This window comes from Microcystis sp. M_OC_Ca_00000000_C217Col, from assembly GCF_007095585.1.
GTDB lineage: Bacteria > Cyanobacteriota > Cyanobacteriia > Cyanobacteriales > Microcystaceae > Microcystis > Microcystis panniformis.
Map to the genome: position 1 here is coordinate 1 of NZ_SFBV01000225.1, position 23,524 is coordinate 23,524.

General features: G+C 42.4%; 22 protein-coding genes, 1 other RNA gene and 1 pseudogene. 9 read left to right on the plus strand and 15 right to left on the minus strand.

What is annotated here, in order from left to right:
• The 3 genes and pseudogenes from EWV66_RS13465 to EWV66_RS13475 form a co-directional block, all read left to right on the plus strand.
• Positions 1-93, plus strand: a pseudogene (locus EWV66_RS13465) (IS1 family transposase); the annotation flags it as partial.
• 412 nt (positions 94-505) lie between these two features.
• Positions 506-896: a transfer-messenger RNA gene (ssrA, locus tag EWV66_RS13470) on the plus strand.
• A 9-nt stretch (positions 897-905) separates the two neighbouring features.
• Complete coding sequence (locus EWV66_RS13475; RefSeq protein ID WP_052277804.1) at positions 906-2,072, plus strand: pyridoxal phosphate-dependent aminotransferase; 1,167 nt, start codon at positions 906-908, stop codon at positions 2,070-2,072.
• 366 nt (positions 2,073-2,438) lie between these two features.
• On the opposite strand, the gene rsmH is transcribed toward EWV66_RS13475, so the two are convergent.
• From rsmH to EWV66_RS13490, 3 genes are all read right to left on the minus strand, one after another.
• Entirely contained in the window at positions 2,439-3,317 is an 879-nt protein-coding gene (rsmH, locus tag EWV66_RS13480) for a 16S rRNA (cytosine(1402)-N(4))-methyltransferase RsmH (protein WP_052277803.1), read from the minus strand.
• A gap of 30 nt (positions 3,318-3,347) precedes the next feature.
• On the minus strand, positions 3,348-4,859 hold the full coding sequence (gene ilvA / locus EWV66_RS13485; protein ID WP_287109287.1) for a threonine ammonia-lyase, biosynthetic: 1,512 nt from the start codon (positions 4,857-4,859) through the stop codon (positions 3,348-3,350).
• Positions 4,860-4,950: 91 nt separating this feature from the next.
• Positions 4,951-5,163 (minus strand): hypothetical protein, encoded by a 213-nt coding sequence (locus EWV66_RS13490; protein WP_249264867.1) that lies wholly within the window; start codon positions 5,161-5,163, stop codon positions 4,951-4,953.
• Positions 5,164-5,169: 6 nt separating this feature from the next.
• Between EWV66_RS13490 and EWV66_RS13495 the strand changes: the two genes are divergently transcribed.
• A complete protein-coding gene (locus tag EWV66_RS13495) occupies positions 5,170-5,400 on the plus strand; it encodes a hypothetical protein (protein WP_061433491.1) in 231 nt (76 codons plus the stop codon).
• Positions 5,401-5,859: 459 nt separating this feature from the next.
• Here EWV66_RS13495 and EWV66_RS13500 read toward each other — a convergent pair whose 3' ends face one another.
• Positions 5,860-6,324, minus strand: a complete 465-nt coding sequence (locus EWV66_RS13500; protein ID WP_287115988.1) for a hypothetical protein — start codon at positions 6,322-6,324, stop codon at positions 5,860-5,862.
• A gap of 322 nt (positions 6,325-6,646) precedes the next feature.
• Between EWV66_RS13500 and cobS the strand changes: the two genes are divergently transcribed.
• Positions 6,647-7,405 carry an adenosylcobinamide-GDP ribazoletransferase gene (cobS, locus tag EWV66_RS13505; protein ID WP_052277800.1) on the plus strand — a complete coding sequence of 253 codons (759 nt, stop codon included), beginning with the start codon at positions 6,647-6,649 and terminating at the stop codon, positions 7,403-7,405.
• Here the strand turns inward: cobS and EWV66_RS13510 are convergent.
• The 3 genes from EWV66_RS13510 to EWV66_RS13520 all read right to left on the minus strand — a co-directional run bounded on the left by EWV66_RS13510 (position 7,402) and on the right by EWV66_RS13520 (position 9,857).
• Complete coding sequence (locus EWV66_RS13510) at positions 7,402-7,863, minus strand: PPC domain-containing protein (RefSeq protein WP_002766150.1); 462 nt, start codon at positions 7,861-7,863, stop codon at positions 7,402-7,404. The genes cobS and EWV66_RS13510 overlap by 4 nt on opposite strands.
• A gap of 437 nt (positions 7,864-8,300) precedes the next feature.
• Positions 8,301-8,522: a DUF4278 domain-containing protein gene (locus tag EWV66_RS13515; RefSeq protein WP_052277799.1), complete on the minus strand. Its 222-nt coding sequence runs from the start codon at positions 8,520-8,522 to the stop codon at positions 8,301-8,303.
• A 279-nt stretch (positions 8,523-8,801) separates the two neighbouring features.
• The gene (locus EWV66_RS13520) at positions 8,802-9,857 is read right to left on the minus strand and encodes a potassium channel family protein (protein WP_072925397.1); all 1,056 of its coding nucleotides are present in this window, start codon (positions 9,855-9,857) and stop codon (positions 8,802-8,804) included.
• Between the two features lie 534 nt (positions 9,858-10,391).
• On the opposite strand from EWV66_RS13520, the gene EWV66_RS13525 reads away from it, so the two are divergent.
• Entirely contained in the window at positions 10,392-12,599 is a 2,208-nt protein-coding gene (locus EWV66_RS13525) for a PhoX family protein (protein ID WP_052277797.1), read from the plus strand.
• A gap of 85 nt (positions 12,600-12,684) precedes the next feature.
• Here EWV66_RS13525 and infC read toward each other — a convergent pair whose 3' ends face one another.
• Positions 12,685-13,215: a translation initiation factor IF-3 gene (gene infC, locus EWV66_RS13530; protein ID WP_002736104.1), complete on the minus strand. Its 531-nt coding sequence runs from the start codon at positions 13,213-13,215 to the stop codon at positions 12,685-12,687.
• A 402-nt stretch (positions 13,216-13,617) separates the two neighbouring features.
• Between infC and EWV66_RS13535 the strand changes: the two genes are divergently transcribed.
• On the plus strand, positions 13,618-15,045 hold the full coding sequence (locus tag EWV66_RS13535; RefSeq protein ID WP_052277796.1) for an AAA family ATPase: 1,428 nt from the start codon (positions 13,618-13,620) through the stop codon (positions 15,043-15,045).
• A gap of 10 nt (positions 15,046-15,055) precedes the next feature.
• Positions 15,056-15,757 carry a DUF4276 family protein gene (locus tag EWV66_RS13540; RefSeq protein WP_052277795.1) on the plus strand — a complete coding sequence of 234 codons (702 nt, stop codon included), beginning with the start codon at positions 15,056-15,058 and terminating at the stop codon, positions 15,755-15,757.
• Between the two features lie 323 nt (positions 15,758-16,080).
• Here the strand turns inward: EWV66_RS13540 and EWV66_RS13545 are convergent, their stop codons facing one another.
• The 7 genes from EWV66_RS13545 to EWV66_RS13575 all read right to left on the minus strand — a co-directional run bounded on the left by EWV66_RS13545 (position 16,081) and on the right by EWV66_RS13575 (position 22,784).
• Positions 16,081-17,001, minus strand: a complete 921-nt coding sequence (locus EWV66_RS13545) for a hypothetical protein (protein WP_052277794.1) — start codon at positions 16,999-17,001, stop codon at positions 16,081-16,083.
• On the minus strand, positions 16,943-18,421 hold the full coding sequence (locus tag EWV66_RS13550; RefSeq protein ID WP_002753080.1) for an AAA family ATPase: 1,479 nt from the start codon (positions 18,419-18,421) through the stop codon (positions 16,943-16,945). Before EWV66_RS13550 ends, EWV66_RS13545 begins: the two co-directional genes overlap by 59 nt.
• Before the next feature lie 27 nt (positions 18,422-18,448).
• Positions 18,449-18,583, minus strand: a complete 135-nt coding sequence (locus EWV66_RS13555; RefSeq protein WP_256378293.1) for a hypothetical protein — start codon at positions 18,581-18,583, stop codon at positions 18,449-18,451.
• Positions 18,584-18,632: 49 nt separating this feature from the next.
• The gene (gene purB, locus EWV66_RS13560) at positions 18,633-19,928 is read right to left on the minus strand and encodes an adenylosuccinate lyase (protein WP_072925413.1); all 1,296 of its coding nucleotides are present in this window, start codon (positions 19,926-19,928) and stop codon (positions 18,633-18,635) included.
• A 344-nt stretch (positions 19,929-20,272) separates the two neighbouring features.
• The gene (locus tag EWV66_RS13565) at positions 20,273-21,607 is read right to left on the minus strand and encodes an FAD-binding oxidoreductase (protein ID WP_287109285.1); all 1,335 of its coding nucleotides are present in this window, start codon (positions 21,605-21,607) and stop codon (positions 20,273-20,275) included.
• 440 nt (positions 21,608-22,047) lie between these two features.
• Positions 22,048-22,167, minus strand: a complete 120-nt coding sequence (locus tag EWV66_RS13570; protein WP_039900610.1) for a photosystem II protein Y — start codon at positions 22,165-22,167, stop codon at positions 22,048-22,050.
• Between the two features lie 65 nt (positions 22,168-22,232).
• Complete coding sequence (locus EWV66_RS13575) at positions 22,233-22,784, minus strand: gamma carbonic anhydrase family protein (protein ID WP_052277791.1); 552 nt, start codon at positions 22,782-22,784, stop codon at positions 22,233-22,235.
• Positions 22,785-22,892: 108 nt separating this feature from the next.
• Here EWV66_RS13575 and EWV66_RS13580 point away from each other — a divergent pair, with 108 nt between their 5' ends.
• On the plus strand, positions 22,893-23,408 hold the full coding sequence (locus tag EWV66_RS13580; protein ID WP_052278543.1) for a TIGR02652 family protein: 516 nt from the start codon (positions 22,893-22,895) through the stop codon (positions 23,406-23,408).
• Positions 23,409-23,524: the final 116 nt, after the last annotated feature.

Below are 23,524 nucleotides of genomic sequence, written 5' to 3' on the forward strand. Positions count from 1 at the left end.
CTCTGCTATTCTAAGTCTACAGAAATGTTAGGATACTCTATTCGTTTATTAATTCATTATCTGAAGTTTCAAGAAGTGCCTATTCCTTACTGATTCATAGCTTAATTCAGCAACGCCCGAAAATTTACGGAGAAATTCAAGCGCAACTAGAACAACAGGGAAATATTCTCGCCCATGCCGATTTACAGATCGCATCCACGGCGATTCAATCTAATCTAGAACTGGTTACGGGTAATATTCAACATTTCGCCCGTGTAGAAGCTTTACGGATTAATTACACTCTCGTCCACGCCAGGGCATCTTCAGAAAATGTTCAGAGTTGAGGCAACTTCGGCATCAACCATGGCAGCTGGATCGCAAATATAGGATAAATTTCCCAAAAATCAGCGATAAAAACCTTTTTTACCGATCTAGCCAGGCTCTAACGCCTGGGAAGGGAAAAATCCTCAATTGAGCCGAAATTAGCTTAATCAAAAAATATGCTATAATCAGAATGTAAGCACAAGGGGCCGTAACGGTTTCGACAGGTTAGCGAAAGCTCCCCCGTGATACAGGTCGAGAGTGAGTCTCCTCTCGTAAATCAAAGGCTCAAACAAAAAGTAAATGCGAACAACATCGTTCCTTTCGCTCGTAAAGCCGCTCCTGTAGCTGCCTAATAGTCTCTAATCGACTCGAGCATTCATAGTTTGACTCCGTTAAGGACTATGGATAAACCCCCAACGGATGCCACGTTTAACTTTCTCTAGTTAGTTAACCGTCTAAGCTTTAACTAGAGCATCCCACTGTCCGGGATAAGTGACAGTCCCCGTTTCGAGGGTAATCGAAACTAAACCTGTGAATGAACGGACAGTCAATACCTAATTTGGACAGCAGTTCGACTCTGCTCGGCTCCATTGATTACTTTAATGAAAGACCTTCTCTCCCGCATGGACGGGGTACAAACACCGATCATTCCCGTGGTCGGTCAATTAATTAAAGCGAACCCCGGCACTATTTCCCTAGGTCAAGGGATTGTTTCCTATTATCCACCCCAGGAAGCGATCGAATCTCTATCTTTATTTTTAGCCAATCCCAAAAATCATCAATATCAATCTGTGGCGGGAATTCCCCCCTTATTAACAGTAATTCGGCAAAAACTAGCCGAAGATAATCGGGTAGAAATCAGCGATAAACAGGCAATTTTTGTGACGGCGGGCAGTAATATGGCTTTTATGAATGCCATTTTAGCCATTACTTCCCCGGGGGATGAAATTATTCTCAATACTCCCTTTTATTTCAATCATGAAATGGCCATAAAAATGGCTGATTGTCAAGTAATTTTGGTTGCCACAGACAAAAATTATCAATTGCGTCCAGCCGCCATTGAAGAGGCAATCACGGAAAAAACTAAGGCAGTGGTGACGATTTCTCCTAATAATCCCACGGGAGTAGTTTATCCAGAAAATACCCTGAGAGAAGTCAATCGAATCTGTCAAAAAAAAGGCATCTATCACATTCACGATGAAGCTTATGAGTATTTTACCTATAACCATGCCCGCCACTTTTCCCCGGCGGCAATTGTTGGCAGTGAATCCTGGACTATTTCCTTATTTAGTCTCTCAAAAGCCTACGGTTTTGCCAGTTGGCGCATTGGTTATATGGTAGTACCAGAACATTTATCTGAGGCGATTAATAAGATTCAGGATACTATTTTAATTTGTCCGCCGGTGGTGTCGCAATACGCCGCTCTGGGAGCGTTACAGGTGGGTAAAAGCTATCCTTTAGAACAGTTAAAAACCATCAGTAAAGTTAGAGAAATTTGCCTGAATGCTCTAGAATCAATCGGCGATATCTGTGATGTTGCCACTGCGGAAGGGGCTTTTTATTTCTTCCTGAAAATTACCACAGACAAGAATGATTTTCAGTTAGTTAAAAGTTTAATTGAGCGGCAGCGGGTGGCAGTGTTACCCGGTTCAACTTTTGGGATAACAGAGGGCTGTTATTTGCGTCTTGCCTACGCTGCTTTATCTCCAGAAACAGCTTTAACGGCAGTAGAAAGATTGGTAAAGGGATTGCGTTATTTTAGTCAGTGATTTTTAAGAATAAATACTGGCTTTCTTTCTTGGTTTTTACTTTACCACAGCCTTTATCTTCAAGATGAAGTGTAACCTAATTTGGGTTTGCGGCAAAAAGTACGGGCGAAGCATTCGGATAGAAAATCTACGGTTTCACCGATAGGTTATTGCCCGAATGCTTCGCCCCTACAGGACGCAATCGCCGCTCAAGATGCCAGGTTTTGAAGCACGATTCTCTCAAAATCTTGCACCTGTTTCGCTCGTAAAGCCACAAAATCCTTACCTTGCCTACATTTCACATTTATTCAGCAAGCCCTAATTTGGTATTGACAAACGACTCCCCAAAACCAGAGAGTTTGTACCTCACCATTAAGATAACTGCTATCAGATAACCTCTGATTCGATCTTTTGGGCTATTCTTAGTTTAGCCGAACGAGAACGGGGATTTTTAGCCTGTTCTTCTCGGCTGGGAATAATCGGCTTTTTCGTGATAATTTTCAAGGAATTATCTTCGCGAAAGCCATACTTGATCAGACGATCTTCTAGACTATGAAAACTGATCATAGCGATAATTCCCCCGGATTTTAGCCAGTGGGGGGCTTGATTTAACAATTTTTGCAGAGAATCTAATTCTTGATTAACAGCGATGCGTAGGGACTGAAAAACCCGCGTTGCTGGATGAATACGTCCATAACGGTAACTAGCGGGTACAGAACTAGCGATGACAGCCGCTAATTCAGTGGTGGTAGTAAAGGGACGTTTTTGGACGATCGAGCGAGCAATAGGACGAGATAAACGTTCTTCTCCGTATTGATAAAAAAGAGCTGCTAATTCTTTTTCCTGCCAATGATTAATAATATCGGCTGCCGTCAGGGATTGACAGCGATCCATCCGCATATCTAAGGCTGCCGTGTGGCGAAAACTAAAGCCGCGCTCGCTCTGATCGAATTGGGGAGAACTGACTCCTAAATCGGCGATAATGCCATCAAAACTGCTATTCTGTCCCTTATAATCGGCGAAGTTCCCCCACCAGAGGGTTAAACGGCTATCTAGATAGGGGGCAAGACTAATTTTAGCGGCTTCTAGGGCGCTTTGATCGCGATCGATGGCGGTTACTTTCGTTTCAGGATGGGCTTCTAAAAGCAAGCGGCTGTGTCCACCACCGCCTAGGGTAAGATCGAGATAATGCCCCCCAGGTTGAATATTTAAACCGGCGATTAATTCTTGACTCAAAACGGAAATATGGGTAAAATCTTGATTCATCTGTACTGATCACTTCCTGAAAATGGCGATTTAACCTAAAAATAACTGATAGGCCCGGTTTTGACTTTCATCCCAATAGCGATAGCCGAGAGTATCGAGAAAAGCTTGCCATTGATTCATTTCATCGGGGGGGACTTGTATGCCCACGACGATGCGCCCGTAATCGGCCCCGTTATTGCGATAATGGAAAACGCTGATATTCCAGTGGGGACTCATGGAGGCGACAAATTTCATTAAAGCCCCCGGTCGTTCGGGAAACTCGAAGCGGTAAAATAATTCATGATCGGCTAAATGCGATCGCCCTCCCACCATGTGGCGCAGATGCAATTTAGTCAATTCATCATCGCTAATATCAAGGGTTTTAAAGCCGCAAGCTTCAAAACTCTCGGCTAATTTCTTGGCATCGCTGCGATTTTCGATCTGGGCGCCGACAAAAATATGTGCTTCTTTTTCATCGGCAATGCGATAACTAAATTCGGTTAAATTGCGTTTGCCGACACATTCGCAAAAACGCCGTAAACTGCCCGGTTGTTCGGGAATAGTCACAGCATACAACGCCTCGCGCCGTTCCCCTAATTCTGCCCTTTCCGCCACAAACCGCAGACGATCAAAGTTCATATTCGCCCCACAAGCCACAGCAACAAGCGTTTTATCCTCAATTCCCTCTCTTTCTACATAAGCTTTCGCTCCTGCTACCGCCAACGCCCCCGCAGGTTCTAAAATCGAGCGTGTATCTTGAAAAACATCCTTAATCGCCGCACAAATATCGTCCGTATCCACGAGGATAATCTCATCCACATACTGCTGACAGAGACGAAAAGTCTCCTCTCCCACCTCGCGCACCGCCACCCCATCGGCAAATAATCCCACTTGAGACAAACGCACCCGATAACCGGCTTTTAGGGATTGATTCATCGCGTCTGAGTCCACAGGTTCCACCCCGATAATTTTAATTTCTGGGCGTAAACGCTTGACATAGGCTGCAATACCTGATATTAGCCCACCGCCACCAATAGCGACAAAAATGGCCTCGATCGGTTGCTGATATTGTCGTAAAATTTCCATACCGATCGTACCCTGGCCAGCGATTACCTCTGGATCATCGAAGGGATGGATAAAAGTTAAGCCTTTTTCCGCTTCTAATTGTCGCGCGTAGGTGTAGGCATCATCGTAGGTGTCACCGTGCAGGACGACAATCCCACCCCGGGCTTTTACTGCGTCGATTTTGACTTGCGGAGTGGTGACAGGCATAACGATAATCGCTTGGGTTCCCAATTGCCGCGCTCCCAAAGCGACTCCCTGAGCATGATTTCCCGCCGAGGCAGCAATTACGCCTTTTTGTAACAAATCCCTTGACAAATGCGCCATTTTGTTGTAAGCACCGCGCAGTTTAAAAGAGAAAACCGACTGCATATCCTCGCGCTTGAGTAAAAGCTGATTGTGCAAGCGTTGGGAGAGATTGGGGGCAAATTCCAAGGGGGTTTCTTGGGCGACATCGTAAACCCGTGCGGTGAGGATTTGAACCAGGTAATCGCAGTACATTATTCTTTTTTGGCGGTGGGGATTCGCGAGTCAGTCCAGTATCCAGAATAGATCATCGTCAGTCCGGTTAGCAATAAAGAGCTATCAGCTGTCAGCCGTCAGCTTTTTGCTCTGTGTTCCCTACTTCCCACTTCCCACTGATGTCACCTCTCAATAACTGCTGGAAGCTGTCGCGAACAAAAATCAAGGTCGTGTAGGGGTTGCTATGAGGGAGAAAATCTGGTTTAACACAGATAGGAGGATTGCCACAGAGAGCCAAAGGAAAATTGAGAAAGCCCTCCGCCAAGAAGTAGATAGCTGACAAAACCTCGTGAGGAGCCTGACTGAGCAACTCCAACAACAACAAGCCATCATTGACCAACTCTCTCAACAGCTAAAAAAGCAGCAAGAACGAACCACCCAACTGGAAGCCCAACTCAGAGAACAGAAAAAGCTCAAAGGCCGACCGAAGATAAGAGCCAGCCAACTCAACGAAAAAACCCCGGCGTTGCTTAATCAAGGTATGAATGCTAATTTTGCATATATCAAAAAGTCAGTTTGAGCCTGAGTTTTAAAAAATGTAGATGCAATGATTCATACCCAAAGTCAGCAACGCCGAGCATCTTTCAATTTGACAACGCCTAAACCCACAGCTTCAATCAATGTGCATGGTGCGTTCCCCAAAATTGATCGGTGGAGCAGTAGGAGCCACATTAGGGAACGCACCCTACGGCTGCGGCGCTCGGTGTGCATGGGCGTTGTTATGCTTTTCCAAATTCGATTTTGAATAAGGCAATTTTATGAATGAAATACCAAATATATTTCTCTTATAAATCTGCCTAGTTTGATTATATCTTTGCATCGCATTTCGCAGATCAAATTTAATGTCATTAATGAACTGGTCAGGAAAAGGTTCTCCAACAATATGCTTGGTATCTATATTGTTTTCCTTCCACAATCTAAATTGAGGGCTCTTCTGGTTTCTGTGTGTAAACGAGGTCTATACTGATAGTTTCTTCTTTCAAAATAGTCCTAAAAGTCTTGCCCAGTAAGCATTTAACCTTACATAAGCAAAAATTATCACAGTGGCATGACGAAGATAATTGGAAAAACTAGCAGGCATTTCCGCCCCTTCAACTAGATAAAGCTTGGTTCGCAAAATTCTGACTATTTCTTTATGAAGATCAAAGAAATATTCATTCTTAAAAAAGGACTCAATTTCCTTCTTTTGCTCTTCACTTAGTGTATCATGAACCCCAGAGGCAGGACTAACAATATCTTCTTTTACATAGTATAACTCATCAATTTGATACACGAGATTGAAGAGTGGTCCATAGAATTCTTCAATCTGGCTTCTATAATGCTCCATTGTATGTTCAAGTCTCTTAGTATTGTCTTCTCTGATTTTAGTTAAGTAAAAGGTCAGTATTGAGCCTGCAAGTGCTAGTGTTCCAGCAATCAACGCAACAACAACTTCTGTCTTCATATTAAATAGATCTCGACATAATATTATCTTAAGACTAAAAGTCTTTCTAGTTCAGGAATCTAACAAAATAAAACTGCATAACTATATGTTATATGGAAACTTTCCATATCTCACACCAAATACACATTTTTTAAAAAATCTTTCCGTATATTACTCTCATAGCGATCACAAGAAGTTTTCCTATAAAATTACAAGTAACCGTGTTATGTCGAATTAAATTATTATAGGCGTTCTCAGATGTTTTGAAAATCCCAGAGGGTGGCCGATACAAAATTAAGTTATACTTCATCTTTATGAGAAACGATGCCATACTGGGAGCGAATTGGGGGGATTGATTACCATATTTAACTTCATTTGTCAAGAAATTCGCTCATTTTTAGGTGCGATCGCTTTTTACACGATTATTCCCGTTCCGATTGCCTGGCCTGATTTTGGCAGAATTGCCCGATGGATTCCCTTAGTGGGCTTATTTTTGGGTCTAATTCTGGTTTTGCTCGATATAACTCTAGCTGGTCTGGGAATGCCACTCTTAACTCGTGCGGTTGTCCTTGTGGGAGTTTGGGTTTATCTAACGGGAGGACTACACCTTGATGGAGTTAGTGACACGGCCGATGGTTTAGCTGTCACTGACCCCCAGCGTCGTTTAGCGGTCATGGCCGATAGTGTTACCGGGGCCTTTGGAGTCATGGCCGTGACTATGGTTTTGCTGCTAAAAATCGCCGCTTTGACCGATTTAAGCGATAATCGAGCCTTAGCTCTAATTTTAGCACCAATTTGGGGACGTTGGGGGCAAGTAATGGCGATCGCTCTTTATCCCTACCTCAAACCCACCGGTAAGGGAGCCTTTCATAAAGTGGCTTTTTGTCTGCCTTGGGACTGTGGGGGAGTAATTTGGGGGTTAATCGCCCTATTTGGCGGTCTAAGCTGGGGAATAATCGCCATTAGTGCCGGAATCGCCCTCGCTCTGCTTACTGGTTACTGGTTATATCGTCGTCTTCGCGGTCATACCGGCGATACCTACGGTGCGGTGGTAGAGTGGACAGAGGCTCTATTCTTGGCTTTTTTGACAATAATTAGCTAATTTTTGCCCTCCACGGCCCGTAAACGGGTTAATTTCAGGGTAAATTTTCCCCCACCGGTTTCTCCGAAAGCTCTCACCCGAATAATATATTTACCCGACTCGGTAATGCGTGCAAAGAGGAGAGCATTAGTGCCACCATCGGGACCATCGTCATTTTCCGCTACAGTGGAACCATCGTCGGCCAGGAGAATTAAAACTCCATCAAAGTTTTCCGATTTGAGATCGATGGCCACCTGATCGTCCTTGTCCAAATCTACGGTATAATCCCTAGCAAACCCCCCCTCCCCCGTGGGAATATCTTTGTCGGTGAGAGTATCGTTAATTTCTTTATTGAGGATTAGGGGGACGGGATTATAGATTTTTTCTGCTCGCACCGGTAAAGATTGACCGCTTAACCAGAATAAAGTGAGCAAGACGCATAAACCAGAATAGCGACCAGTCAAAGGGAATCTTGTCATAGGGGCAGGTGTTCGTTTTCTCAATCTCCCTATTCTACAAAAAACTGATAACTATCAACAGTTCGACAAAATTAAATTCAGACTCCGGAAAGGGGGAACGCTGGAACTGCGGAACTGCGGAAGGGAAAAATATGTGTAATTAATTTTGCTTAGGTAGTTATTCCTTGTTGGTAAAACAAATAAAAAAATCCCCCTTGAAGCGAGGGAGCAAGAGGGGAGATACAACCCGTTTAAGGTAATTAATAAAATCATTAAGTAGGTAGGTGTTAAAAGTTGTCAGACACCCCCCTTATCAAGGGGGGATTAAGGGGGGATCGGCACCCCCCTTATCAAGGGGGGCAGGGGGGATCGAACCTAAAATCTATTTTTAATTTAATTATAACCAGCTACTTAATTGACAATATTTAAAAGAGATTAATTGAAAAATGAACTAGAAGTTAAAAACTTAAAGAGGGTCCTTCCGTGGGCAAAGAAGCTAAAGATTGAGTGATATGATAGGCTTGACCGCGATAGGTAACGGCTACCGGTTTCTGAATGGTTTGAACGACACCACGGTTTTTTAAATAGGGAACACCACGATAGCTTAAAATCATCGGACTGGAAGCAACGGTGGCAGTGGGATTTTTGTCGTAAGGAATGCTGCGATAGGTTAATTTCATAAGTACCTAGGCAAAATTATTTACACATGACGATCATTGCCCCGTAAGGGTTTTAGCTCGATCGGGCAGGTAATTAATTTTGCATGACTACTTAGCTGTCTCTGGAGATAAGTACCTAGGCAAAATTATTTACACATGACGATCATTGCCCCGTAAGGGTTTTAGCTCGATCGGGTAGGTAATTAATTTTGCATGACTACTTAATTAGTGAGTTAGTAATATCTCCATCCGCAGGGAAATTGATTCCAGAAAAGCTAAACTTTGTTCTGGGTAAATATCCTACCAAGAAGACCCCCGATAGCGCATTTCTCGACGCAGAGCATAACGACGGGCAAAATTGGGAACATCGCCCCGATGACCTAATAAAATGACCGTATCGCCTTGCTGTAGAATGGTGGAATGGTCGGGATGGGCGATGACACGACCATCAAATTGACGGACAGCAACGATAATAAAAGCCCCCTGTCCCCGCACTTCCATCTGACTGATGGGTTGTCCCAAAAAGGGCGAAGCGCTTAAAATTGAGTATTCTTCAAATTGCAGGTCGATATCGGCTAATAATTCGTTGAGATTGCGCCTACCTTCATCTTCCTGTAAAAAATCGATTGCGGCCGGATGGGTGATTAAATGGGCCATTCTCTCTGCTCCAATGGTAGCAGGTAAGACCACTTGATCGGCCCCGGCTAGTTTTAATTTTTTCTCGGTGCTGGGATATTCTCCCCTAGCGATAATGTATAGTTGCGGACTGAGTTCCCTTGCGGTTAAAGTGATAAAGACATTTAAGGCATCATCAGGCAACACCGTCGCTAAAACTCGCGCTTTGTCGATGCCGGCTTTTTGGAGAATACTTTCATCGGTGGCGTTACCATTAAGAGTTATGTAACCTTTTTCCTGAGCTAATCGGATGCGATCGGGGTTATTATCGACGATAATAAAAGATTGGGCTGTTTTTGCCAATTTAGTCGTTAGAATGCGTCCTATGCGCCCAAAACCGCAGATTATGACGTGATTTTCTAAGCATTCCATCTCTTTATTCATCCGGCGATCGCTAAAAGCTTTGTTAATTTCTCCCTCGGTGAGCATCTGAAAAAACCCTCCCACCACATAAACGGCCGAGGTGGTCCCACAGACGATAACTAACATGGTAAAAGCTCTCAGACTGGGAGTGTTAATCGGTTTAACTTCCCCGAAACCTACCCCAAATATGGTGATAATCACCATATAAACGGCATCGAGAAAACTCCAACCGTAGGCCATATAACCGATAGTTGCTCCGACTACCGTAGCGAGAAAAAAACTCGCACCGATGATGATCCTTTTCAGTGAACTTTGCATCGATTTCCGTGACCTGACAATCTAGCTATCAGCTTACAACTGTTTACTGTTTACTGATCACTGTTTACTGATCACTGTTTACTGTTTCACCGCGTTTTAATAAAGCTTGTCTTGCTTGTTTTTCATCTAACCAGTATTTCGGTAAAGCATACCGATGGGTGAAATGTAATATAGATATTTCTACATAATCCTCTCAGATTTGCCTGAGAAAATAACATTTCTCCCAGTTGCTTGGTTCCGATAAGGGAATTTACCGAGATGATCTTAAAATCAATGTTCGGCAGCAACTAAAGCAAGAAATAAAATTTGATCTAATGTCCGAGGGAGGGATGGGATTTTCTTACCTCTTTTTTCTCCTCCTGTCTGCGAGTCTCCTCACCTAACGGAAGATTTTTTATTTTTGCAGGAGAGCTTTTTAACTGGCTGTTAACTTAGTCATAACTTGCATACTGTATAATCCCTATGTCAAGTGTCCGTAATAAAATTTAACCTAATCAAGGTCTGAGTATCAGTTTTGACTTTATTACTGAAAATATGAGTATTTCTCGCCGTAATTTCCTCACCTTTTTAACTGCCACTGCCGGTGTCTCTTTTTTCAGTCTGCAAGAGAAAAAATATTCCTCTCTGATCAGCAGTCCTGCGATCGCTACCAATAGTTTTGGCTTAAACTTTTCTCCAGTCAAACTGCCAATTCCCTTAAAAATTGACGGTATGAGCGATGAAAGCCAAAAAAATGCCTATCAAACCTATAAAGTCCTAGATGATCTCGTTCTTCCGCAAGGATTCACCTACGATGTGCTGGCCCAGTGGGGGGATGCAGTGGGTGATTCCCGTTTCGGTTATAACAATGATTATCTATCTTTTATCGAAACCAGTGCGGGTCAAGGTTATCTAACCGTTAATTTTGAATATATCAGTGGTCGTACTTGGCTACAAACCTTTGAAGAAGTGATTGGTAAAACCCTACCCGTCAAGGAAGTACGGGAAAAAACGAACGAAAAGGGTGAAATTGCCGCCTATCGCCTGCAAGATGCCAGCTTAAAGGCAAAAATCGAGGAAATATCCCTAGAAGGCTTAATTGATCAGGGAATTGGCGTAATTTCCCTGGCTAAAGATCAAACGGGAAAATGGCAACGTACCTATAGTAAAGCCGATCGCCGCATTACCGGTATTTCTGGACTAAAGGACGGCCGTTACCTGAAAGCGACCGGTCCTGCTGTAGCAATTTTTACCAAAACCGATAAACTTGGCTACGATGACGGATTAGGGGCAAAAATTATCGGAACATTTCAAAATTGCGCCGGGGGAACAACTCCCTGGGGAACCGTATTTAGTGCCGAGGAAAACTTTCAAGACCAAGTGACGGAGGTAGTGTTAAAAGATGGTTCCTCTTTGCATCCCGATACTACCCCCTTTATTCTCAATAGTGGGGAAGTGGATGGCCGGGGTAACGTCTTCGGGTTAGCGGGAAATAAATACGGTTGGATGGTGGAGGTGGATCCGGCCAATCCCGACGATTACGGCACAAAACACACTTGGTTAGGGCGTTTTCGCCATGAAGCGGTCGCTTTTCTCGCTCGGACGGGGCAACCCTTGGCGGTTTATTCAGGTTGCGATCGCAGAGGCGGTCATGTCTATAAATTCGTTTCGGAGGGCAAAATTAGCGATATTAAGCAGAAAAATAACTCAAAACTCCTAGAAAAAGGAATGCTCTACGGGGCCAAATTCAACGCCGATAAAACCGGTTATTGGATACCCTTAAATCCCGACACGGAGATAAATCCCGTCCTACCGAGTCAAATTGCCGCTAGTCGCGGGGATGGGGTAGTAGCTTTGCCGAATCCCGAAAGAACAGTCAATGAGACTAAATTACTGCTATTTAAGGACGATGAGGAGATTCTAGCCTACAAAGCTAAATATAAGACCCTCGCAGACCTGTATGAAGGTAATAGGACGGAAAAACAGGGGGCAATTCTCATCGATGCTCATTTTGCCGCTAACGCCGTTGGGGTCACTTGTACTGGTCGGCCGGAAGATACGGAAGTGGACGAGAATGGCACTTTATATATGACCTTTACCTCTGGTAGTCCCAGTGCAGCGGAGGGAGGAGCCGACAAGGAGATATTTAAGGGACCAAATGGCGAAATACCCTACGAATTTGGTTGGATTATCAGCTTAAGGGAAGATAACAACGATGCTGCTTCCTTAAGTTTTCGTTGGGATGTGGTCGCTTATGGAGGGGAACCGACAGAGAAAGGTGAGGGTTTTTCTAATCCCGATAACCTCGCTTTCGATAAACAGGGAAATCTCTGGATGGTTAGCGATATTTCCACGGGTGGGTTAAATCGAGAGATGAAAACGCGTTATCCCCAAGGGGTCCCGGTTAGTCAACGGGATTTATTGGGGATTTTTGGCAATAATAGTGCTTGGGTGTTTGCCAAGGATCAAGAGCATCCCTATCCTTTTGCTATCGCTCCCATGGATGCGGAATTAACGGGATTGTACTTTACTCCCGACCAAGAGACGTTATTTTTGGCAGTACAACATCCGGGAGAAGCGGGGGGAATTCGTCGGGATTTGGCCTTTGAAAACCGCAAATTTGCCCTGAAAACCACTAATGGGCAGGAATTTGAACAAATACGACAAGTACCACTAGGATCGAATTGGCCCAGTGGTCAAGTTAATCAACCTCCCCGGCCAGCAGTGGTGGCGATTCGGCGAATTGAGTCAAAATCTGGTTAATACATTTGTTTTAAATGGTCGGGTTCCTTTGGGGATTTCTGAAAAACAAAAAAGGGGTTTTAGCCCCTTTTTCCAGATTAGTTAGTTATTTTTTCGGCGATAACATCATCATCATGTTACGACCTTCTTTTTTTGGCGCTTGCTGTACCTCAGCCACATCCTCTAAATCCTTGGCCATGCGTGCCAGTAATTCTTCCGCTAGGTTAGAGTGTTGAATTTCCCGACCTCGGAAGGTAATCGTCGCTTTTACCTTATCTCCCGCTTTTAAAAAACGTTGCGCTTGGTTGACTCGCACGTTGTAGTCATGCTCATCAATTTTATAGCGCATTTTAACTTCTTTTATATCGGCTGTATGCTGTTTTTTCTTGGCTTCGCGGGCCTTTTTCTCCTGTTCAAACTTGTACTTGCCATAGTCCATAATCCGGCAAACGGGAGGACTTGCCGTTTCACTGACGAGGACGAGATCAAGTTCCTTTTCTTCGGCCACGCGCAAAGCTTCGGCAGGAGTAATAATGCCTAGCTGAGAGCCGTCGCTATCGATAACGCGGATTTCAGGAAAGCGGATTCTTTCGTTAATTTGGGGGAGATCGCGAGTAGTGCGTCTTTTATCTATCACAGGCGTTCTGGGTTATCTCTATTCTAGTTAGTTAATCGGGTGGAGTTTACAAAATGATTTACTTGTTATTCTACCTACTCGATCGAGTTTCTTGGCCAATTGTTAAGTTTTCTTGCAATGTTAATTTTTAGCCGCCGGTCATCAGCCGCCGGCCGTCAGCCAGATAAGCTGTTGTGCATAGGCCTTTTCAGACTAAGACCCTATACTCTCAGGAATCGATCGGTAAGGTGCGTTCCCCCTCGTTGCAGCAGGGAACGCACCCGACAAAATCTGCGGCATCGCACTACCTCTGTAAACCAATGTCTAGATTATAGTGGGACAGTATCAGGCGAAAGCTGAGAAGATTGTCCAGTATGGTTAAATGTCGCGCTGATGTTTTAATATTACCTATCGCCTAAAACTATGATTACTTATATTAAAATTCATGGCTTTAAATCCTTTCATAATTTTGAAATGGTATTCACGCCGCTTACTGTAGTTGCTGGGGTTAATGCTTCTGGTAAGAGTAATTTATTTGATGCTTTGCAATTGTTGACGCGGTTGGCAGAAGTGGATCTGAAGACGGCTTTTAGCGAGCAAAGAGGACATCCTAGCGAACTTTTTACCCAATATGATGAGGACGACTACGCCACGGAAATGGAATTTATAGTGGAAATGTTAGTCAATCGCAAGGTAAAAGATAATTGGGGTGGGGAAGTCGATCTTAAATATACAAGGTTGCGCTATCAATTAAAAATTAAACGAGAGTCTAATATAAGTGGATTTGAAAACTTGTATATTGTTGATGAATGTTTAGAAAATTTAAAGCACAATGAAGATAATTGGGTAAAAAATTATATTCCTAAGACAGTATTGGAAACTTGGCGACCAAAAGTAGTAACGGGTAGGAGAGCGATTCCTTATATTAAGACTGAAGATATTAATGGTATTGCTACCATTGTTGTACCTCAAGACGGTCAACAAGGAAATAAAAAAGTATTTCCCGCAAAAAACGCATCACAAACTGTTTTAAGCAGCATTAATACTATAGATTTTAAACATATATTAGCCGCCAAACAAGAAATGCTGAGTTGGAAGTTTATGCAGCTTAATCCCGAAGATCTGCGAGAACCTACGCGTCAAGATATGGGCATCAGAGATACAATAACAGCAAGCGGAAAGAATTTAGCCGCTGCTTTATTTCGCATCAAACAAGATGATGAATATACCCTCACAGCAATTTCCCGTGATCTCAATAATCTGCTACCGAATCTTACAGAAGTTAATGTTTATGATGACAAAGCAAATCGACAATTTATTATCAAGGTAAAAGGTGATGATGGTCGGGAGTTTTCTTCGAGAGTGCTTTCCGAAGGAACCCTACGTTTATTAACATTATGTGTCCTGCAATACGACCGACAACACACAGGATTACTGTGTTTTGAAGAGCCAGAAAATGGCATCCATCCTTTTCGTATTCAAGCAATGGCAAGATTATTAAAAGAGCTAACTGTCGATTTTGAAGATACTGAAATGCCTTTACGCCAAGTAATAGTGAACACTCATTCTCCAGTTCTGGTGAGTCAATTAATTAATTGGCAAGATGATGAAAATGTCAGCATTTGGCTTTCTCAACTTACCACTATAATATCCACTATTGAAGGGAAGCGAATTAAGATGAAAAGCAGTAATTTTCACCCTGTTATCAAAGAGAATAAAAAGCAATTAACCTTATTTTTCTCCGAAAATGAGGCCAAGCTAACTCTCTCGGAAGTTGTCGAATATCTAAAAACTGCTGATGCTGAAAGTGCGATTAAAAATATTAAAAATCAACAAAACCAATTAACGTAAATCAATTAAGATGGCAAAAAAAATCAAACAAATAATTATTGCCTTAGCTACAGAAGGCAGTTCCGATCATAGATTTTTACCGAATATTATTCAGCGCACTTTCGAGAGAGTTGCTTTTGACGATGAACAAGAAATAGAAATTTTTGAACCAATTTGTCTTCCACAAATCTCTGGCGAAAATATCCGAGAAAAAGCTAAAAAATACGCAATTCAAGCGGTGGAGAAGGGAGCAATGGTTTTGTGCTTCCATGCAGACGCAGATGATAAAACAGATGAAAACGCATTTAAGGAAAGAATTGATCCGGCTTTTAATGCTATTAAATCAGACGAGGGAGACTTATGCAAAAATTTAGTTGCTATCGTTCCAATACAAATGACTGAAGCTTGGATATTAGCAGACAAAGAATTACTAAAAAAAGAATTGTGTACAAATAAAAGTGATAGTGAGTTAGCAATCGATAAAGATCCCGAATCTTTTAGCAATCCGAAAGAAACGATTAAAAATGCCATCAATAAAGCCAGAGAAGGTATGACTAAACGGTATCGAAATAAACTAAAAATTGACGATTTATATTCACCGCTTGGTACAAAAATCCCATTGTCGAAATTAGAATCCTTGTCTTCCTACAAAAAATTTGAAAAGGCAGTACGAGATATTTTTCCACAATTAACGAAAGTCAACAATATAGAGGATAATCCTGATCAAACGTGAATAGGACCTTGCTAATAGCATTTTTCTAAAGTAATGGCAGAGATGGTTAATTGCCTTCAACCTCAATCCTTCTCCCAAAAAGGGAGAAAGGAGTAGAATGTCTGCCACGAATAAAGAAAAATGGCATAAGGTGCGTTCCCTGTCGTAGATTAGTTGCTTAGTCGGATTTGCAGCAAGAAACGGCATTGCTGAATCAAGGCATGAATGGCAACTGTACAGGTTCCCGTGCAAAAGTTAGTTTGGCTCTAGGTTTTAAAAATACCAGAAAAGAAGATTCATATCTCAAATCAGCAACGCCGATTTCTCTACACCACTTTTTTATACTAACTATTGATTAGGCGACTTACCATCTCTACCATTCGACATAGGTTTAAATTTTTAATCTCTTCCTGAATTTGATCGATTGAACTTTGAGAATCATCACTACAGTAAGCCAATTGAACTTTCTTTCCCTGCGGATCGGTTAATAGGGTGATCCAGTCTTGATCGCTCGACACCTGATAATCTATATAGATGCCTTGTCTATCTTTGGCGGGAGTGAATTTACATGAATAATAGTTATCCTGTTTACGTTTGTCCGATGCTTGTCTAGCCAACAAGTTTTCGATTAACAAACAATCGGATTCTTTATGTTGCTCGTCGTGACTATGCTTTATTTTGCCTATTTTGCTTAAATCCGCTTTCCTGTAAGTCTTGGAAACATAAGGATAAAGCTCCGCTTTAGAATCATACTGGATAGGTAAAATAATAAATCCTTTCTCCGCTTCCTTGTAGATCTCCTTTTCAGGAATATCGGCATTATAGGGAGTTAATAGGATAGCTTGTAATTTATATTTGAGTTTACTGGTGACATGATCGGCAATTTCTTGTTTTAAAATATCTCTAAAAGTTGTAATTTGTTCGATACCTGTACTCGTGGAATTTTTATTAGTTCCCTTCATCTCGATAATTGTCAGCAGAAGTAAGTCATTCTGAATAAAAAGAGATAAATAATCAGGTCTTTTCTGCTTTTGATTTCTAACGAGAGGATCCTTCTGACGATCAGTTTTAAATAAAATACAAACGGAATCTTTTTCTGGCTTGGTAATCCGAAAGCTGACACCGCTTTCGGGTGGAGCGATCCGATTGGGTACGGTACAGAAAATAAGCAAATTTTCTAAAAAGTTAAATTTTTGCCAATCGAGTTTATTCTTCTTCTGAGGAACATCCTTCTTCGGTTTCTTGGTTTTGTTGTCCTGCTTCATAAATTGCAAAAAACTTTTGTTGAATATCAACTGATACATCGCTGAGAGTATCCCAACGAATACCGTATTCAGGGTCGTGTAAAGAAAGTAATTTATTATTTTTTATTTCATAGGCACTAACCTGTTCCATTTTAAGAAAACCTCGGCTATCTTGCAGATAAAGCAATTTAGCTTGTTCGGCTAAAAGTTCTGGATTTTGGTGATTACCATTAACGATATTGTTAAGATGAGCCATCAAATAGGGGCTATGAGTCGTCAATAAAATTCTAACTCCTAAATTTACTAAAATCGCTAAAGATTCTAACAATTTTACCTGAGATTCTGGATGTAAGTTCATTTCAGGCTCATCGATCACCAGAAAATCCCCCGATTTTGCTCGATAGCGCAAATAGAGTAAAAGCGGGGCTAATTGTTTAATAGACGAGGAAGCATTATAAAGATCGATCTCTAAACTTCTTTTTACCGAAACTTTAATTTCTCTGCCTCCGAATTTAGTCTTTTTAAAGATTGTTTTATTGTTATTTTGAATATACTTTTCAATTTGATCAGCTAATTTTTGAAAATCATTTTTGTTTTTGGCAATGGGATCGGGCTTATTTTCTAGTTCTATGTCAGTTAAAAAATCTAAAAAATCCTCTACTGGTTGAGGATAGCGAATATCTCCCTGTTCTTTCAGTAACTCTAACTGCTTATCTCGATTAATAAGTCCTTGTATCAATGGCTCTCGATTAATACGTCCTCGTATCAATCGCTCTCTCTGATTCTCTTTAAGTAGCTTATATCTTCTATTGGCCAGCATTTTATAGGTATTTATAAAAGCGTTTCTTTCGGCGGGTAAAGGAAGTATGTCAGAAAATGAAAATGTTACAACACCAGCAACAAAATCAAGAAGAACCATGTTTTTATAATCATAAATTTCAGCTTCTTTTTCTGGATAAAATAAAATCTCATTATTGTTGTCGCTTCGCTCGATTTTCTTGATTCCAAATGAAGCTAATGACTGGCGATACTCAATTATATGCGCTAAAACTTTTTCTATAGCTGTTTTAATATCATCTTCGGAAATTTCGATACTGAATTTCGTTTTTTCAAAAATCTTGCCGCTAGAATCTTGGAAAAAAGATTGTAGTTTTATCCCGCTAAATTCAGATGCGGACTTTTGAACAATTTCGGATATAACATCATAAAAACGTCGGTCTATTTTTAAAGACCAATGATCGGCTTGATTTGTAAATTCTATTTTTTCTAAAATTTCACTAGAAAAAAAAAGGCCGTCACGATGATTAATCCATAACCCATAAATCGAGTAGGCGATATAAGTTTTATTAGAATTATTCGGGCCAATAATAACGGTTAGAGGCCGAAGATCCACTTCTGCCTCTTTAATACTACCTAAATTCAAGAGTTTGATTTTCATCATAAAAACGAACACTCCGAATACAGACCCTTATTTTACCCGATTCGTACTCGCTTGCGCCGATTCTTTAGTTTTATCTTCAAACGCGACCTTGATCGAGAAACGAATAGCGATCGCTTTCTGAGAAAAGATCGATCGCCAACCGACAATCCAAAACGCTGTCATTACCTTTCTAAAGCAACAAGCTAGTGGTTAGCTGATCACTGAAAGCTCCTTAAATATCTAACCTTTGGTAGATGCTATTAAGATGATTTAGGTGCTGCTGGGGATCAAAGCAACTTTCGATCTCGTCGGGGGATAAAATAGCGGTAACTCGCTCATCTTGACCGATAAAAGCTTTAAAATTGCCGTTATCGGTGTTCCAAGCGCGATGGGCGTTTTCTTGGACGATTTTATAGGCAGATTCCCGGCTAATTCCCTTACTCACTAAAGTTAAAAGAACTCTTTGACTGAAAATCACGCCACCGTAAACATTCATATTTCGCTTCATGTTTTCGGGATACACCAGCAGATTTTTGACTAAATCGGTGATTTCCTTGAGCATAAAGTGGGTCAAAATGCAAACATCCGGCAGCATTACCCGTTCTACGGAACTATGGGAAATATCCCTTTCGTGCCAGAGGGCGATATTTTCTAAAGCGGAAACGCTATGACTACGGATAATTCTCGCCATTCCCGTTAAGCGTTCTGAACGGATGGGATTACGTTTATGGGGCATAGCGGAGGAGCCTTTTTGTCCTTTGGCAAAGTATTCTTCCACTTCTAGGACATCGGTTCTTTGCAGGTTGCGAATCTCCACGGCAAAACGTTCGATCGAAGCCGCCAATAAAGCTAATTGTTGCACATAATCGGCGTGTCGATCGCGGGAGATCACTTGAGTGGAAGCGGTATCCGGTTCTAATCCTAGCTTCTGACAGGTTAACGCCTCAATTTTCGGGTCAATATTGGCATAGGTTCCCACTGCACCAGATATTTTACCGATGGCGATGTCTTGGCGCAAGCGAATTAAACGATCGCGTCCTCGCAGCACTTCCGCTAACCATCCCGCTAGTTTAAAGCCAAAGGTGATCGGTTCGGCGTGAATGCCGTGGGAACGTCCTACCATGACTGTATAACGGTGTTCTTGGGCGCGATAACGCAGGGCTTGGATAAAATCTTCTAATTGTTCTAAAATCAGGTTTAAACTGGCGACTAATTGTAAGGACAGGGCGGTATCTAGTACATCGGAACTGGTTAAACCCAAATGAATATAACGCCCCGGCTCGCCCACATATTCGTTAACATTTGTTAAAAAGGCGATGACATCGTGGCGCACTTCTGCTTCTATTTCTAAAATGCGATCGGGATCAAAATTAGCTTTTGCCTTAATTTCTTCTACTGCATCCCCCGGAATATAGCCTAATTCTGCCTGCGCTTCACAGACGGCTATCTCTACCTCTAGCCATGTTTGATATTTATATCTATCCGTCCACAAATTCCCCATCGCAGGGAGAGTATAACGCTCGATCACTATTAATTCTTCCAAGACAACCGTTTAATTGTATCGGATCGGGGCAAGTCCGGGAATAGGCAGGGGGCAGCGGGGAGTTTTGTTTTCCCCACTCCCTTTTTAGCGGTTAGTGTTTTAGGTTCGATCCCCCCTGCCCCCCTTGATAAGGGGGGTGCCGATCCCCCCTTAATCCCCCCTTGATAAGGGGGGTGCCGATCCCCCCTTAATCCCCCCTTGATAAGGGGGGTGCCGATCCCCCCTTGGGGGGTGCCGATCCCCCCTTAATCCCCCCTTGATAAGGGGGGCATCTAATAGTTTTTAACGCCTACCTACTTATCTTGTTTAATTTAGCTTGAATTGAACCCCTACCCCCTTGCTTCAACCCATGCTCGCATTTTACCCGGATTGTTCAATCCGTAAGGATCGACGAGTTTTTTAAATTCTAGTTGTAGCGGATTAATCTGTCTGCTGCCGCCATCTTCCATGATATAAGTGTGAGGATTGGCAATAGCTGCCCCCTGTTGTTCATAGATAGCAATAATCTCATTTAATCGAGTTTCTGTGGTAAATTCTAGCAAGGGAAGACCGGCGGGAATAACTTTACCCTGAAATTTCAAAAATTCTAGGTGCATCATTATTTCCTCACCAAAATAATTATAGAGTTTCTCTACCGTAGCTAGATTAAAATAAAAAGCTTGTAGATAAGTTATTTTGGGGTTAAAACTACGCGCATGGAGAGTGGTATGATTCCAAGTAAATTCTAAGATACTGTTGCCTTTTTGGGTTTCTTCTGGCGTTTTATAGTAGGTAAGTTCACCATTATATTCTTTAATTAAAGATTCTAATGCGACTCGATCGCTGTCCGATACTATTAACAAAACTGCCGCTTTTCCTGTGGGTAAATAATCCTTAAGAGCGATAAAATAAGCAGGAATTGGCCAAGAGTGAACACTAACCATTTTCTTGACAATGCCATCACTATCACTGAGAGCTTGACCGAATTTAGCGGCGGTGATAAAATCGGCAAAAGTAACGATAAATTCTGCCCAAGGATAACAGGGAGCGAGGGCTATTTCTAACTCGGTAATAATGCCATTTGTTCCGTAGGCATGATTGACTTTTTCTACCTCATCCCCCCGTAGTTCGATAATTTTTGGTTCCGCTTCTAGGGTGACTAACTGCACTGCTTGCAGATTGCCTCTATCCTTCAATTGTCCATAATTAATTGAACCCATGCCCACACTGCCACCCCCGATAAAACCGCCAATTGTCGCCGTCCGATAGGTAGAGGGAGCCATTCTTAATTCCCAACCGATTGCGCGAGCTTGTTTATCAAAAAATGCCATTTTTACTCCCGCTTCTACCCGGGCTGTACCCGGTTTGATCGAGATAATTTTTGTTAGTTTCGTTGTGTCTAAAATTACTCCCCCCCGCAAGGGAACACATTGACCATAATTACCTGTACCCGCACCTCTAACTGTTAAAGGAATTTGGTATTTAACGCAGGTTTTAGCGATGTCAATAACCTCTTGGCTATTCTGGGGACGAATGACTAAATCAGCCCGTTTATCTTGCAGTTGTGCCTCTAAAATGGGACTAAAATGATAATAATCTAAGGAAAGTTTCGCCACTTGCCCCGGATCGGTGATAATTTCTAGATGAGCCAATTCTTGGATGAGATTTTGATAGTTAGATTTCATGGTTAGGTAGGGTTTGCTGAAAAGGTATATTGGTGGGGTTAGGAGACAGGAGACAGGATTCAGGAGACAGGATTCAGGATTCAGGATTCAGGATTCAGGAGACAGGAGACAGGAGATTATTTTTATTTGTTCTCCCCATACCCCAATTCATAATTCATAATTCATAAGTAGGGAGGCACAATTATTTGTAGGATGGGTTAGCGGTAGCGTAACCCATGCGGGCGTTGGGTTTCATGCTTCAACCCAACCTACGTTCATCTTATATTTAATTCCACCCACCTACCCCCGCAACGCGCACGAAGTGGTCACCCCACACCCTACACCCCACACCCCACACCCCACACTCTACACCCCACACCCCAATCAGCGATCGCCAGATAAGGAAAAATTAAAAACCGATCCCCTAGGTGATCGGTTTTACTAAGAATTATAAACTTTTATTAACTTTGTTTGCTGAGAAACTGTTGAGCTTGTCTAATAGCGGCAGCGCCGATATTGAAGACAGCCCAGCCACCAGCAATAAACAAAGGGGTTAAAACGATTAACACTCTCCAGTCCATAGATTTCCTTCTCCTCGAGCGGTGCTTAAAAGATTGTTACTTGATTCTCATTTTATATTTATACCCTAATCCGCCCGTTTTGGGAATCCGGTATCAGTACCTTTTCCCCCATGAACGAGGGCAAGTTTAGCATAGCGCTCGGCGTGTTCGATCAACTCTTGAGCCTCCTGTGGCGACACTTCCCGGACGCGTTTAGCGGGAATACCCACCACTAAAGATCGCGGTGGTATATCTTTTGTCACAATACTACCCGCCCCGACAATACTACCCGCCCCGACGCGCACACCATCGAGAATCACTGCCCCAATGCCGATTAAACAACCGCGTTCAATATGGGCTGCGTGAATTACCGCCCGATGCCCGATGGTAACGTAATCTTCAAGGATAGTAATTTTGCCCGGATCTCCGTGTAGGATTGCCCCATCTTGGATATTAGTATAGGACCCAATTTCGATGCGTTCCACGTCGGCACGCAATACCGCCCCATACCAAACACTCACCCCCACAGCTAGGGAAATATCGCCCATTACCGTGGCATTAGGGGCGATAAAAGCCGCTTGACTGACATCGACAATCGGCCAGAAATTAGAAGTTGATCTTAAGTTATCTAAAGACATGGGAGGATCTGCACTAAAGTCGAAAGAGAATACCCGTCCAATTTGGTTGGGTATAATATGGGTAGGATTATTGGTACAAAGATAACAATTTTTAGTTTAGGTTCTCCCATGATCAATGCAAGTTTACAATACCCTGTTTTTGGACCCGATATCCATTGTCCTCACTGTCGGCAGCTAATCCCCGCCCTCACTTTGACGGATACCTATTTGTGTCCGCGCCATGGAGCTTTTGAAGCCGATCCCAAAACGGGTGAGTTGGTTCACTTGCAGTCAGGACGGCATTGGCGACTCTGGAATGGTGAGTGGTATCGTCAACACACTCACCCGGATGGTATTCGTTTTGAGATTCACGAAGCACTCGATCGTCTCTATACTCAAGGATTTAAAGCGACTAAAGTAATTATTGCCAACCGTTATCGCGATTTAGTTAGTTCCTACCTAGAACGTAACACCACTTGGCGCGGTAATGAACTGGGTGAAGCCACTATTCCCCGTCTCTACGGTTTACCAGTAGAATTTAGCCCCGATGCCCCCGATCAACCCTGTTGGGATGTAATTAACTTTGATCTGGAAAAAGAACCGGGGGTTCCCAAACGTTATCCCTATTTTCGTCTTTTTGATTAATCAGTTATCAGTTATCAGTTATCAGTTATCAGTTATCAGTTATCAGTTATCAGTTATCAGTTATCAGTTATCAGTTATCAGTTATCAGTTATCAGTTATCAGTTATCAGTTATCAG